This window comes from Pseudomonas sp. LS2P72 (assembly GCF_054897865.1).
Window position 1 is genome coordinate 2,587,042 of the sequence record NZ_CM142708.1, and the last position, 13,557, is coordinate 2,600,598.

The 13,557-nt window shown below is 59.4% G+C and carries 11 protein-coding genes and 1 pseudogene; 2 read left to right on the top strand and 10 right to left on the bottom strand.

Annotated elements, in window-relative coordinates; translation table 11 throughout:
- Window position 1: 1 nt before the first annotated feature.
- The 6 genes from ccoO (ACYZUA_RS11935) to ccoN (ACYZUA_RS11960) all read right to left on the bottom strand — a co-directional run bounded on the left by ccoO (ACYZUA_RS11935) (window position 2) and on the right by ccoN (ACYZUA_RS11960) (window position 5,750).
- Window positions 2-610, bottom strand: a complete 609-nt coding sequence (gene ccoO, locus ACYZUA_RS11935; RefSeq protein ID WP_018925301.1) for a cytochrome-c oxidase, cbb3-type subunit II — start codon at window positions 608-610, stop codon at window positions 2-4.
- Window positions 610-2,052 carry a cytochrome-c oxidase, cbb3-type subunit I gene (ccoN, locus tag ACYZUA_RS11940; protein WP_008157290.1) on the bottom strand — a complete coding sequence of 481 codons (1,443 nt, stop codon included), beginning with the start codon at window positions 2,050-2,052 and terminating at the stop codon, window positions 610-612. Before ccoN (ACYZUA_RS11940) ends, ccoO (ACYZUA_RS11935) begins: the two co-directional genes overlap by 1 nt.
- 482 nt (window positions 2,053-2,534) lie before the next feature.
- The gene (ccoP, locus tag ACYZUA_RS11945) at window positions 2,535-3,488 is read right to left on the bottom strand and encodes a cytochrome-c oxidase, cbb3-type subunit III (protein ID WP_461963248.1); all 954 of its coding nucleotides are present in this window, start codon (window positions 3,486-3,488) and stop codon (window positions 2,535-2,537) included.
- On the bottom strand, window positions 3,485-3,697 hold the full coding sequence (locus ACYZUA_RS11950; protein WP_461963955.1) for a cbb3-type cytochrome oxidase subunit 3: 213 nt from the start codon (window positions 3,695-3,697) through the stop codon (window positions 3,485-3,487). The genes ccoP and ACYZUA_RS11950 overlap by 4 nt, the downstream gene beginning before the upstream one ends.
- A 9-nt stretch (window positions 3,698-3,706) precedes the next feature.
- Entirely contained in the window at window positions 3,707-4,315 is a 609-nt protein-coding gene (gene ccoO, locus ACYZUA_RS11955; protein WP_150655306.1) for a cytochrome-c oxidase, cbb3-type subunit II, read from the bottom strand.
- Between the two features lie 10 nt (window positions 4,316-4,325).
- Window positions 4,326-5,750, bottom strand: coding sequence for a cytochrome-c oxidase, cbb3-type subunit I (gene ccoN, locus ACYZUA_RS11960; RefSeq protein WP_461963249.1), 1,425 nt, complete (start codon window positions 5,748-5,750; stop codon window positions 4,326-4,328).
- Between the two features lie 109 nt (window positions 5,751-5,859).
- Here ccoN (ACYZUA_RS11960) and ACYZUA_RS11965 point away from each other — a divergent pair, with 109 nt between their 5' ends.
- Window positions 5,860-6,537, top strand: coding sequence for an alpha/beta family hydrolase (locus ACYZUA_RS11965; protein ID WP_461963250.1), 678 nt, complete (start codon window positions 5,860-5,862; stop codon window positions 6,535-6,537).
- Between the two features lie 133 nt (window positions 6,538-6,670).
- On the opposite strand, the gene ACYZUA_RS11970 is transcribed toward ACYZUA_RS11965, so the two are convergent.
- The 4 genes and pseudogenes from ACYZUA_RS11970 to acnA all read right to left on the bottom strand — a co-directional run bounded on the left by ACYZUA_RS11970 (window position 6,671) and on the right by acnA (window position 12,129).
- Window positions 6,671-7,138, bottom strand: coding sequence for a hypothetical protein (locus ACYZUA_RS11970; RefSeq protein ID WP_461963251.1), 468 nt, complete (start codon window positions 7,136-7,138; stop codon window positions 6,671-6,673).
- Window positions 7,139-7,374: 236 nt separating this feature from the next.
- Window positions 7,375-8,940 carry a methyl-accepting chemotaxis protein gene (locus ACYZUA_RS11975; RefSeq protein ID WP_461963252.1) on the bottom strand — a complete coding sequence of 522 codons (1,566 nt, stop codon included), beginning with the start codon at window positions 8,938-8,940 and terminating at the stop codon, window positions 7,375-7,377.
- Window positions 8,941-9,042: 102 nt separating this feature from the next.
- A pseudogene (locus ACYZUA_RS11980) lies at window positions 9,043-9,138 on the bottom strand (CPBP family intramembrane glutamate endopeptidase); the annotation flags it as partial.
- A gap of 249 nt (window positions 9,139-9,387) precedes the next feature.
- Window positions 9,388-12,129 (bottom strand): aconitate hydratase AcnA, encoded by a 2,742-nt coding sequence (acnA, locus tag ACYZUA_RS11985; protein ID WP_461963253.1) that lies wholly within the window; start codon window positions 12,127-12,129, stop codon window positions 9,388-9,390.
- A gap of 222 nt (window positions 12,130-12,351) precedes the next feature.
- Between acnA and rlmM the strand changes: the two genes are divergently transcribed.
- Window positions 12,352-13,425: a 23S rRNA (cytidine(2498)-2'-O)-methyltransferase RlmM gene (rlmM, locus tag ACYZUA_RS11990; RefSeq protein ID WP_461963254.1), complete on the top strand. Its 1,074-nt coding sequence runs from the start codon at window positions 12,352-12,354 to the stop codon at window positions 13,423-13,425.
- Window positions 13,426-13,557 lie beyond the last annotated feature (132 nt).

The following is a 13,557-nucleotide window of genomic DNA, read 5'->3' on the forward strand; positions in this document are numbered from 1 at the left end:
ATCACCGTTTGCTTTTGATGATGGTGCCCAGGCCTTGCAGATAGGCCACCAACGCGTCCATTTCGGTTTTGCCCTTCACAGCATCCTTGGCGCCGGCGATGTCTTCGTCGGTGTAAGGGACGCCGAGCGTGCGCAAGACTTCCATTTTCTTGGCGGTGTCTTTGCCGTCGAGCTTGTTTTCCACGAGGAACGGGTAAGCCGGCATTTTCGACTCAGGCACCACGTTGCGCGGGTTGTACAAATGCGCACGCTGCCAGTCATCGGAGTAACGACCGCCAACACGGGCCAGGTCCGGACCGGTACGCTTGGAACCCCACAGGAATGGGTGGTCCCAGACGCTTTCACCGGCGACCGAGTAGTGGCCGTAACGTTCGGTTTCAGCACGGAACGGGCGGATCATCTGCGAGTGGCAGCCGACACAACCGTTGGCGATGTAAATGTCGCGGCCTTCCAGCTCAAGGGCGGTGCGAGGCTTCATGCCTTCGACCGGCTTGTTGGTGACGTCCTGGAAAAACAGCGGAACGATCTGGGTCAGGCCGCCGATGCTGACGGCGATAACCATGAAGAAGGCCAGCAGGCCAATGTTCTTCTCGACTGCTTCATGCTTCATCAGTGAGCTCCAACTACAGCAATCTGTTCAGCAGCTTTGGCTTCAGCCGGGTTCGAGGCACGTACGGTACGCCATACGTTGTAGGCCATGAACAGCATGCCGCTGGCGAAGAACGCACCGCCCAGGGCGCGAACGATGAAACCAGGATGGCTGGCTTGCAGCGCTTCAACGAACGAGTAGGTGAGGGTGCCGTCGTCGTTGATTGCACGCCACATCAGACCCTGGGTGATGCCGTTGACCCACATCGAAGCGATGTACAGAACGGTACCGATGGTCGCGAGCCAGAAATGCGTGTTGATCAGGCCGATGCTGTGCATCTGCACACGACCGAACAGTTTCGGGATCATGTGGTAGATCGCGCCGATCGAGATCATCGCTACCCAGCCCAAGGCACCGGCGTGTACGTGGCCGATAGTCCAGTCTGTGTAGTGAGACAGCGAGTTGACGGTCTTGATGGCCATCATCGGGCCTTCGAAGGTCGACATGCCGTAGAAGGCCAGCGACACAACCAGGAAGCGCAGGATCGGGTCGGTGCGCAGCTTATGCCAGGCGCCCGACAGGGTCATCATGCCGTTGATCATGCCGCCCCAGCTTGGTGCCAGCAGGATGATCGACATCGCCATGCCCAGCGACTGAGCCCAGTCCGGCAGCGCGGTGTAGTGCAGGTGGTGCGGACCGGCCCAGATGTACAGGGTGATCAGCGCCCAGAAGTGCACGATCGACAGGCGATAGGAATAGATCGGACGCTCGGCCTGCTTCGGAACGAAGTAGTACATCATCCCCAGGAAGCCGGTGGTCAGGAAGAAACCCACCGCGTTGTGGCCGTACCACCACTGGATCATCGCGTCAGTCGCACCGGCGTAGGCCGAGTAGGACTTGAAGAAGCTGACCGGCAGGGACGCGTGGTTGACGATGTGCAGCATCGCCGTCACAACGATAAAGGCACCGTAGAACCAGTTACCCACATAGATGTGCTTGGTTTTGCGCTTGGTGATGGTGCCGAAGAACACCAGACCGTAAGTCACCCAGACGATGGCCAGCAGAATAGCCAGGGGCCATTCCAGTTCCGCGTATTCCTTGGTGGTGGTGTAACCCAGCGGCAAGGTAACGATCGCGCCGACGATCACCGCTTGCCAACCCCAGAAGGTGAAGGCGGCGAGGCTGTCGGAAATCAGTCGCGTTTGGCAGGTTCGCTGCACGACGTAATAAGAAGTGGCAAACAGAGCACAACCACCGAAGGCGAAAATCACCAGGTTGGTGTGCAACGGGCGTAAGCGTCCAAAAGTCGTCCACGGCAGACCGAAGTTCAATTCCGGCCATACAAGCTGTGAGGCGATGAAGACACCAAGCCCCATGCCAAGGATCCCCCAGACCACCGTCATGATGGCGAACTGGCGGACTACCTTATAGTTATAAGCAGTCGGACTGATTGCTGTGCTCATTCTAAGGTTCCACGGTTTAGGTGTTTTATTAGGAGTAAAAATCGGCCGCAAGTATGGAGAAAGCGGGGGGTCATTGCAACGCGCCATGACCTGGGTCAATGCTTTCAAAAGCTGATTCTGCGGCCTTTCCATGCGCCGCGTAGGGACAAAATTGCCCAAGGGCAAATGTCGCAGCAGACGAAAATGGTGAGGGGGTCAGGTCGGATGTAACTGGGTGTGTTCAAACATAACGATCAGGTGACAGATGGCAATTGGCATGACAGCCGTTATCTACCAGCCTTTGCGGCCTGTCATCGAGCAGATTCGTCGAACACATCGGGTTGGGTTGACCTGGAACCGGCTCATGCCAGTCCGCATCCGGGGAAGTTTAGACCCGAATCTGGTGAACCGAAAGGAGGACCAACGGAGGGGTGCGACACTTGGTCGCAAAGAGGCAGGGAACTGCCGCATTCGGGAGAATGCGGCAGCAGAGCGGTCGAGAATTATTCGTGTTTGCCTTCAGCCTGCAAACGCTCGGTGCTCAACCCATGAGACAAGCTGTAAACGTAAGCGGCCAGTAGTTGCACCTTGTCGTTGCCGAGCAGTTCGTTCTGCGCCGGCATATGGCCCTGACGGCCATGACGAATGGTCTGTTGCAGTTGCGCCAGGCTTGTTCCGTAGATAAAACCGGTCGGTTGCGTCAGATTTGGCGCACCCATGGCTTCAGTGCCCTGGCCGTTTGCGCCATGACAGGCTACGCACATCGTGCTGAATGCTTGCTGTCCGGCCTGCAGGTCGGCACCGCTGTCGGCAGGCAACGGCATGCCGGCCAGGTCATGGCGCACATAGGCCGCGACGTTCTTCACCCCGGCATCACCAAGGATTTCACCCCAGGCCGGCATCGCCGCCATGCGACCGCCCATGATCGTGGTTTTGATGGTGTCGGCGTTGCCGCCCCAGCGCCAGCTGTTATCCGCCAGGTTGGGGAAGCCAAAAGCGCCCTTGGCATCCGAGCCGTGGCAGACCGCGCAATTGGAGGCAAACAGGCGACCGCCCATTTTCAACGCTAGCGGGTCCGCGGCCACTTCTTCCACGGGCATCGCTGCGAATTTGGCGAAGATCGGCCCGAACTTCGCATCGGCCTTGTTCATCTCCTTTTCCCACTCGTGGACGCCGGTCCAGCCGTCCTCGTAACCCGGCAGAATGCCTTTCCAGTTGCCCAGGCCGGGGTAAAGCACCAGATAACCCACGGCAAACACCAGCGTGCCGGCGAACAGCATGAACCACCACTGCGGCAGCGGATTGTCGTATTCCTCGATGCCGTCGAAGCTGTGGCCCATGGTCTGGTCGACGCTGCCCTTGGTTTCGCCCTTGCGAGTGCCGATCAGCAGCCAGGTCAGGCCGATCAGGCTGCCGATGGTCAGTACGCAGATCCACGTACTCCAGAAGGTGGTCATGGCCGGGTACTCCTTGTTTCAGGTTCTTGGGTGGCGTCATCGGGTAGCGGTTCATCGGCGAACGGCAGCAAGCGTGCTTCGGCGAATTCCGGATTGCGCTTGCGGTTGAACACCCACAGCGTCAGGCCGACGAAGGCCACGAACACCACGACCGTGCCCAGGCCGCGGATCATTCCGCTGCTCATTACGCTTACGATTTCAAAGGGCATGGACATGGCTCACCTCTTGCTCTTGATGGATGTGCCGAGCACTTGCAGGTAAGCGACCAGCGCGTCCATTTCGGTCTTGCCCTTGAGCGAGGCGACTGAGCCTGCGATGTCGTCGTCGGTGTACGGCACGCCCAACGTGCGCATGGCGCGGATCTTGGTTTCGGTGTGGCTGCTGTCGAGTTGATTGGCCACCAGCCACGGATAGCCGGGCATTTTCGATTCCGGCACCACGTTGCGCGGGTTGTACAAGTGCGCGCGGTGCCAGTCTTCGGAGTAGCGACCGCCGACTCGGGCGAGGTCCGGACCGGTACGTTTCGAGCCCCACAGGAACGGGTGATCCCAGACGCTTTCACCGGCTACCGAGTAGTGGCCGTAGCGTTCGGTCTCGGCGCGGAACGGCCGGATCATCTGCGAATGGCAACCGACGCAGCCTTCGCGGATGTAGATGTCGCGACCTTCCAGTTGCAGCGCGGTGTAGGGCTTCATGCCTTCCACCGGTTTATTGGTCACGTCCTGGAAGAACAGCGGGACGATCTGGGTCAGGCCCCCAATGCTCACGGCCAGTACCATCAGCAACATCAGCAGGCCGACGTTTTTCTCGATTGTTTCGTGTTTCATGGCGGCCTCCTCAGGCGATCTGCGCGGCAGCGGCGGCTTCGGCAGGCTGCGAGGCCCGCACGGTGCGCCAGGTGTTGTAGGCCATCAGCAACATGCCGCTGAAGAAGATCGCACCGCCTACCAGACGCACGACGAAGCCTGGGTGGCTGGCCACCAGGGTTTCGACGAAGGAGTAGGTCAGCGTGCCGTCTTCATTGACAGCGCGCCACATGAGGCCCTGGGCAATGCCGTTGACCCACATCGACGCGATGTACAGCACGGTGCCGATGGTCGCGAGCCAGAAGTGCGCGTTGATCAGGCCGATGCTGTGCATCTGCGTGCGGCCGAAGATTTTCGGGATCATGTGGTACAGCGCGCCGATGGAGATCATCGCGACCCAACCGAGGGCGCCGGCGTGAACGTGGCCGATGGTCCAGTCGGTGTAGTGGGAGAGGGCGTTGACCGTTTTGATCGCCATCATCGGCCCTTCGAAGGTCGACATGCCGTAGAACGCCAGCGAGACCACGAGGAAGCGCAGGATCGGGTCGCTGCGCAACTTATGCCAGGCGCCCGAGAGCGTCATCATGCCGTTGATCATCCCGCCCCAGCTCGGCGCCAGCAGGATCAGTGACATCACCATGCCCAGCGACTGTGCCCAGTCCGGTAGCGCGGTGTAGTGCAAATGGTGCGGGCCGGCCCAGATGTACAGGGTGATCAGCGCCCAGAAGTGCACGATCGACAAGCGATAGGAATACACCGGACGCTCGGCCTGTTTCGGCACGAAGTAGTACATCATCCCGAGGAAACCGGCGGTGAGGAAAAAGCCCACGGCGTTGTGGCCGTACCACCACTGAACCATGGCATCGGTCGCACCGGCGTACACCGAGTAGGACTTGGTGAAACTCACCGGCAGCTCAAGGTTGTTGACGATGTGCAGAATCGCCACAGTGATGATGAACGCACCAAAGAACCAGTTGCCGACGTAGATGTGCTTGGTCTTGCGCTTGGCCAGCGTGCCGAAGAACACCACGGCGTAGGCGACCCAGACGATGGTGATCAGGATGTCGATCGGCCATTCCAGTTCGGCGTATTCCTTGGAACTGGTGTAACCCAGCGGCAAGCTGATAGCCGCTAGCAGAATCACGACTTGCCAGCCCCAGAAGCAGAACGCGGCGATTTTTGGCGCAAACAATTGGGTCTGGCAGGTGCGTTGCACCGAATAGAACGAACTGGCGAACAAGGCGCAACCGCCGAAGGCGAAGATCACTGCGTTGGTGTGCAACGGGCGCAAACGCCCGAAACTGGTCCACGGCAGATCGAAGTTGAGTTCAGGCCAGACCAATTGAGCCGCGAGAAAAACCCCGAGCCCCATGCCGACGATGCCCCACACCACCGTCATAATGGCGAATTGGCGGACCACCTTGTAGTTGTAGGCGGTACTGATAGAAGTGTTCATGGTTCCCCATCCACGGTTCAGCCGAAGTGAAGGCCCGCCTTTGCGAGTAAGTCGCACGGCAGACGCTTCCTTCGCCTGGAGTTATAGGCAGACTAAAAGCGAGGCAAGCATGGACAAAGAGCACAAGGCCAGTATTGACGGGGATCAATGGGCACGGTGTGTGCGGGATCATGGATGGTTGTGGAATGCCGCTTCAGTGCCGGCATCGGCGACGCTGATACTCGCCCATGGCGCCGGTGCGCCGATGGACAGTGGCTGGATGAACGACATGGCTGTACGCCTTGCGGATAAAGGCGTCAACGTGTTGCGCTTCGAGTTTCCGTACATGTCGCAACGACGTGTTGATGGCGGCAAACGTCCACCGAACCCGGCGCCGAAACTGCTCGAGTGCTGGCGTGAGGTGTATGCCGTGGTGCGACGCCATGTCGCTGGGCGTCTGGCGATTGGCGGCAAGTCCATGGGCGGGAGGATGGCCAGTTTGTTGGCGGATGAATTGGGGGCGGATGGGTTGGTGTGTCTCGGGTATCCGTTTTATGCGGTGGGGAAACCGGAGAAGCCTCGGGTCGAGCATTTGGCCGTGCTCAAGACACCGACGTTAATCGTGCAAGGCGAGCGGGATGCGCTGGGGAATCGTGAGGCGGTCGAGGCTTACACGTTGTCACCGGGGATCGAGGTGTTCTGGCTGGCAGCGGGGGATCATGACTTGAAGCCGTTGAAGGCGTCCGGGTTTACTCATGAGCAGCATTTGGCGGCTGCGGCGCAAAAGGTTGCTACATTCCTTCGGTGATCTCTGCGGTGTTGCACATTGCCTCATCGCGAGCAGGCTCGCTCCCACAGTGGAATGCGTGACCCCTGTGGGAGCGAGCCTGCTCGCAATAACGATCTGACTGACAGCGCACACTGTCCCTGGTCAACCGGATTTACTGGTCGTCTCTTTTCAATTGGAACGTGCCGTTCGGATTCAAACGATGGGTTTTAAACGTTGCATTAAAATCGCCATGAACAATTCCCTCAATCGGGTCGAGTCGTACAGTCAGTTCCGCATCATCGGCATCGACGACTCTGAATCCGGTGAATCCGGGAGGAGCTGGAATAGAGTAGGTATGGGAAAAATGCAGCTTTTGACCGTCTCCCAGCTTGTAAGTGTTTTCCAGCACGTTGTCGTCGATGTAAGGCACCATCAACAGAAAACTGTAGAAGTTCTCTTCATCGCCTGAGCCAGTCGAACCGTTGAAGACCCAGCTTTTTTCGCCGGTAGGCTCGAACAGGCTTCGGTAAAAAGTGGTGTGCTCGGCAGGTATCGGGTCACCCCCGAAGTTCCAGTGAAAAGCGTTTCCTGGTGCCTGAATACTGTTCGCTTTCGGGATGAAAATATCTTTTGTGCTCATTGCGAAATCCTTCTCTGTCCACATGGGTATGAAGCAAATGCCGACGGGTATGTTGGCACTCGATTGATATCCCGCCCACGCGAGTGCGTCTACTGTCAAATCTGACAGCTATACACCGGGTTTTAGATGTGTATGACGCTTGCCAAAGTCCAATCGTGCGTCTCGGTAATGCTTTCCATGAGGCAATAAAAAACCCGGAAGTATCACCTTCCGGGTTTTTGCCCTGCTTGCAGAAATCAGCGGTTAAACCGCTCCACCAACGAATACTGGGTATTCGCGGTTTTGGTCAGCTCTTCACTCAACAACGCCGAGTGTTGAGCCTGTTCCGAAGTCTGGTCAGCCAATTGTGAAATGTTGCTGATATTGCGGCTGATCTCTTCGGCGACAGCGCTTTGTTCTTCGGTCGCGGCGGCGATCTGGGTGGTCATGTCGGTGATGTTGGCCACCGCTTCGCTGATCCCCACCAGTGCCTGATCCGCTTCCAGAACCCGCGCCACACCTTCTTCGGCCTGGCGATGCCCGGCTTCCATGGTTTGCACCGCCGTGCTGGCGGTTTGCTGGAGCTTGGCGATCAGGGCGTGGATCTGCCCGGTGGATTCGCTGGTGCGTTGCGCCAGTTGACGGACCTCGTCGGCAACCACCGCAAACCCGCGACCCATCTCACCGGCACGGGCCGCTTCGATGGCGGCGTTCAAGGCCAGCAGGTTGGTCTGGTCGGCGATGCCTTTGATCACATCGACCACGCCACCGATTTCGTCGCTGTCCTTGGCCAGTTGGGTCACGGTCAGCCCGGTTTCACCGACCACCACCGACAGGCGCTGGATGGCTTCGCGGGTTTCCCCGGCAATGTCGCGGCCGCGACCGGTCAGGCGATTGGCTTCCTGAGTCGCATCGGCCGTGCGCTGCACGTGGCTGGCGACTTCCTGCGTGGTGGCGGCCATCTGATTGACGGCGGTGGCCACTTGCTCGGTTTCGACGCGTTGGCGTTCCAGGCCGTTGGAGCTGTTATGCGCCAGGGCGTCGGACTGTTTCGCTTGGTCGCTCAGATGCTCGGCGGTGTCCTGCAGACGGGTCAGGCAGGTTTTCAGGCGGGCTTCCTGGCTGAGGATCGACATCTCCAGACGTGCTTGAGCGCCGCGACTGTCGGTGTACATCTGCGCGATCAGCGGGTCGGAGGTGGTCTGCCCGGCCAGCTGCAGCAGACGCTTGAGGCCGCGCTGTTGCCAGCTCAAGCCCAACAGGCCCAATGGCACCGACAGGCCGGCGGCCAACGCAAAACCCCATTGGGAATTGAGTGACGCACCGATCATGAAGCTCAGTTGGCTGACGAGGATGAACGGCAGCCAGTCCTGCAGCACCGGCAGCCATTTGTCCGTTGAAGGAATCGCCGACTTGCCCTGGTTGATGCGTTGGTAGAGCGCTTCGGCACGGCGGATCTGCTCGGCGGTGGGTTTGACCCGCACCGATTCGTAACCGACCACCTGATTGCCTTCGAAAACCGGCGTGACATAGGCGTTAACCCAGTAGTGATCACCGGTCTTGCAGCGATTCTTGACAATGCCCATCCATGGCAAGCCTTGTTTCAGTGTGCCCCACATGTGCGCGAATACCGCGGCCGGGACGTCAGGGTGACGGACCAGGTTATGCGGCGCACGGATCAGTTCCTCACGAGAATACCCGCTGATCTCGACGAAGGCGTCGTTGCAGTAGGTGATCACGCCCTTGGCATCGGTGGTGGAAATCAACCGTTGCTGAGCCGGGAAGGTCCGTTCGCGTTGTGTAGTGGGTTGGTTATTACGCATGGCTGTTTCAATCCGCAAGGCTTTGACAGGGTGTCGGCATGATCGGGAATTTATTGAATTATTTTTCAATAATCAGTGGTTCGTCGCAAAACGACCCTTGCGTCACCCGGCGAGCATCGGATACGTGAACAGGCCGAAGTGCAGCAGGTTCAGGCCGAAATGGGTGGCGATGGCCGCACCCAAACCACCAAAACGGTGTCGGGATTCTGCGGGCTGCCCCCTTTTCATGTGGGAGCGAGCCGGCTCCGGGCGGCGTTCCGACGAATGCGTTGTATCAGCCAGCGATGATTTTGAATGGGGCCCCTTCGCGAGCAGGCTCGCTCCCACAGTGGTTTTGTGTCGGGTACAGCATTGTGAACAACACCCATCAAGCGGCGCGCGATTATAAGGACGCTTGCGACCCAAACAAAAACACCGCCCGAAGGCGGTGTCTGTGTCAGCAGGCTGTTACGAGGCAATCAACTGTCGCAACACGTAATGCAAAATCCCCCCCGATTTGAAGTACTCCACCTCATTCAGGGTATCGATCCGGCACAACACCTCGACTTTCTCGCGGCTGCCGTCTTCACGGGTGATCACCAGCGTCAAGTTCATCCGCGGTGTCAGCTCGACGGCGGTCAAACCCAGAATATCCAGCGTCTCCTTGCCGGTCAGGTTCAGGCTCTTGCGGTTTTGATCCAGCTTGAACTGCAATGGCAACACGCCCATGCCCACCAGGTTGGAGCGGTGAATCCGTTCAAAACTTTCGGCGATGACCGCTTTGACCCCCAGCAGATTGGTGCCCTTGGCCGCCCAGTCGCGGCTCGAGCCGGTGCCGTATTCTTGCCCGGCAATCACCACCAGCGGCGTGCCCGAGGCTTGATAACGCATCGCCGCGTCGTAGATCGGCATCCTCTCCCCGGTGGGGATGTAAATCGTATTGCCGCCTTCTTCGCCGCCGAGCATTTCGTTACGAATGCGGATGTTGGCGAAGGTGCCGCGCATCATCACTTCGTGGTTGCCGCGTCGCGAGCCGTAGGAGTTGAAGTCCCGTGGTTCCACGCCTTTCTCGCGCAAGTAGTGGCCTGCGGGGCTGTCGACCTTGATGTTGCCGGCCGGGGAGATGTGGTCGGTGGTCACCGAATCACCCAGCAGCGCGAGGACTCTGGCACCGGCGACGTCCTTGACCACCGGCGGCGGCCCGCCGATGTCATCGAAGAACGGTGGATGCTGGATGTACGTCGAATCGTCCTGCCAGACATACGTCGCCGCTTGCGGCACTTCAATCGCCTGCCATTGCTCGTCGCCGGCAAACACTTCGGCGTATTCCTTGTGGAACATCGCGGTGTTGACCTGACTCACCGCGTCGGCAATCTCTTTGGTGCTTGGCCAGATGTCCCGCAGATAAACCAGATTGCCCTCCTTGTCGGTACCCAAAGGCTCGCTGCTGATGTCGATGCGCACCGTCCCGGCCAGCGCATAGGCGACGACCAGCGGCGGCGAGGCCAGCCAGTTGGTTTTCACCAGCGGATGCACGCGACCTTCGAAGTTACGGTTACCCGACAACACCGAGGCGACGGTCAGGTCGGCGGCCTGAATGGCTTTTTCGATCGGCTCCGCCAATGGCCCGGAGTTGCCGATGCAGGTGGTGCAGCCGTAGCCGACCAAGGCAAAACCCAGTTCGTCAAGGTACTGGGTCAGGCCGGCAGCCTTGTAGTAGTCGGTGACCACTTTCGAGCCTGGCGCCAGCGAACTCTTGACCCACGGTTTGCGCTTGAGGCCTTTCTCCACGGCTTTCTTCGCCACCAGGCCGGCGGCCATCATCACGCTCGGGTTGGAGGTGTTGGTGCAGGAGGTGATCGCGGCAATCACCACCGCGCCGTTTTTCAATCGATAGGTCTGACCGTCGTATTCGTAGTCGGCTTCACCGGCCAGATCGGCATTGCCCACCGCGACGCCACCGCCGCCTTCACTTTCGAGACGACCGACTTCCTTGCTGGTGGGTTTGAATTGCAGGTCGACGAAGTCACTGAACGCTTGCGCGACATTCGGCAGCGATACCCGGTCCTGTGGGCGTTTCGGTCCGGCAAGGCTGGCTTCGACGCTGCCCATGTCCAGCGCCAGGCTGTCGGTGAACGCCGGTTCCTGGCCCGGCAGACGCCACAGGCCCTGGACTTTGCTGTAAGCCTCGACCAGTTTCACGGTTGCGCTGGGGCGACCGGATAAGCGCAGGTATTCCAGCGTGATGTCGTCCACCGGGAAGAAGCCGCAGGTGGCGCCGTATTCCGGGGCCATGTTGGCGATGGTCGCGCGGTCGGCCAGTGGCAGGTCGGCGAGGCCGTCACCGTAGAACTCGACGAATTTGCCGACCACGCCTTTCTTGCGCAGCATTTGGGTGACAGTCAGCACCAGATCGGTGGCGGTGATGCCTTCCTTGAGCTTGCCGGTGAGTTTGAAGCCGATCACTTCCGGGATCAGCATCGACACCGGTTGGCCGAGCATCGCCGCTTCTGCTTCGATCCCGCCAACGCCCCAGCCGAGCACGCCGAGGCCGTTGATCATGGTGGTGTGGGAGTCGGTGCCAACCAAGGTGTCGGGGAAGGCATACGTGCGCCCGTCTTCATCCTTGGTCCAGACCGTGCGCCCCAGGTATTCCAGATTCACCTGATGGCAGATCCCGGTGCCCGGCGGCACCACGCTGAAATTGTCGAAGGCGCTTTGGCCCCAGCGCAGGAACGCATAACGTTCACCGTTGCGCTGCATTTCAATGTCGACGTTCTGTTCGAAGGCGCTGGCGCTGGCGAATTTGTCGACCATCACCGAGTGGTCGATCACCAGATCCACGGGGGAGAGCGGATTGATTCGCTGCGGGTCGCCGCCAGCCTTGGCCATCGCGGCACGCATGGCGGCCAGGTCGACCACGGCGGGAACGCCGGTAAAGTCCTGCATTAATACCCGCGCGGGACGGTATTGAATTTCACGGTCGGAGCGACGTTCCTTGAGCCAGGCGGCAATCGCCCTGAGGTCGGCACCGGTGACGGTTTTTTCATCTTCCCAGCGCAGCAGGTTTTCCAGCAGCACTTTCAACGACATCGGCAGCTTATCCAGATCGCCCAGGCTTTTGGCGGCATCCGGCAAGCTGAAATAGTGATAGGTCTTGTCGTCGACTTGTAAGGTTTTAAGGGTTTTCAGGCTATCGAGGGACGGCATTGAAATGACTCCTTTGAGTCCGCACGGCTACGGACTGAGGGAACGAACAGAGCATTAAAACTAGCCCTGTTTTAAGTAGCTGGCTAATAACTGGACTCTATCGACAAGTCCGAGGTTCCGAACTCGGCTATCATGCGCCCGTTTTCGTGACAGGCTTTGCTTCAACGCAAGTCTGGGCATCGCGCAGTGGTTGAATGTCTCGCCATCTGCCCAGGAGTAAGAATGAACACCCTCTTTATGCATTGCCGGCCGGGCTTCGAAAGCGAAGTCTGTTCCGAGATTTCCGAACACGCCGCGCGGCTGAACGTGGCCGGTTATGCCAAGGCCAAGACCGCCAGCGCCTTCGCCGAATTCATCTGCACCGAAGAAGACGGCGCCGAGCGCCTGATGCGTGGTCAGCGTTTTGCCGATCTGATCTTCCCGCGCCAGTGGGCTCGCGGGATTTTCATCGATCTGCCGGAAACCGACCGCATCAGCGTGATCCTCGCGCACATGGCGGACTTCCCGCTGTGCGGCAGCCTGTGGCTGGAAATGGTCGACACCAACGATGGCAAGGAACTGTCGAACTTCTGCAAGAAGTTCGAAGGTCACCTGCGCAAGGCGCTGATGGCCGCTGGCAAACTGGTGGAAGACGCCCACAAGCCACGGCTGCTGCTGACCTTCAAAAGTGGTCGCGAAGTGTTCATGGGGCTTGCCGAGTCGAACAACTCGGCGATGTGGCCAATGGGCATTCCGCGCCTTAAGTTCCCGCGTGAAGCGCCGAGTCGTTCGACGCTGAAGTTGGAGGAGGCGTGGCACCACTTCATTCCTCGCGATCAGTGGGATGAGCGCCTGCACAGCGACATGACCGGCGTCGACCTTGGCGCTGCTCCCGGCGGCTGGACCTGGCAGTTGGTCAACCGCGGCATGTTGGTGACCGCGATCGACAACGGCCCAATGGCCGAAAGTCTGATGGACACCGGTCTGGTGCAACACTTGATGGCTGACGGCTTCACCTTCAAGCCCAAGCAGCCGGTGGACTGGATGGTCTGCGACATCGTCGAGAAACCGGCGCGCAACGCCGCAATGCTGGAAGAGTGGATTGGCGAGGGGCATTGTCGCGAAGCGGTGGTCAACCTCAAGCTGCCGATGAAACAGCGTTACGCCGAAGTGAAGCGCTTGCTGGAACGCATCGCCGACGGGTTCAAGGAACGCGGCATTCGGGTCGAGATCGGCTGCAAGCAGCTGTATCACGACCGTGAAGAAGTGACCTGCCACCTGCGCCGGATCGACGTAAAGAAGCCCAAGTCCCGCTGATACACACGGACCTATGTGGGAGCGAGCCTGCTCGCGATGAGGCCATTACATTCAACATCTTTGTTGACTGATACAGCGCTATCGCGAGCAGGCTCGCTCCCACAGGGATCGGTGTAACGCCACAGATGACCG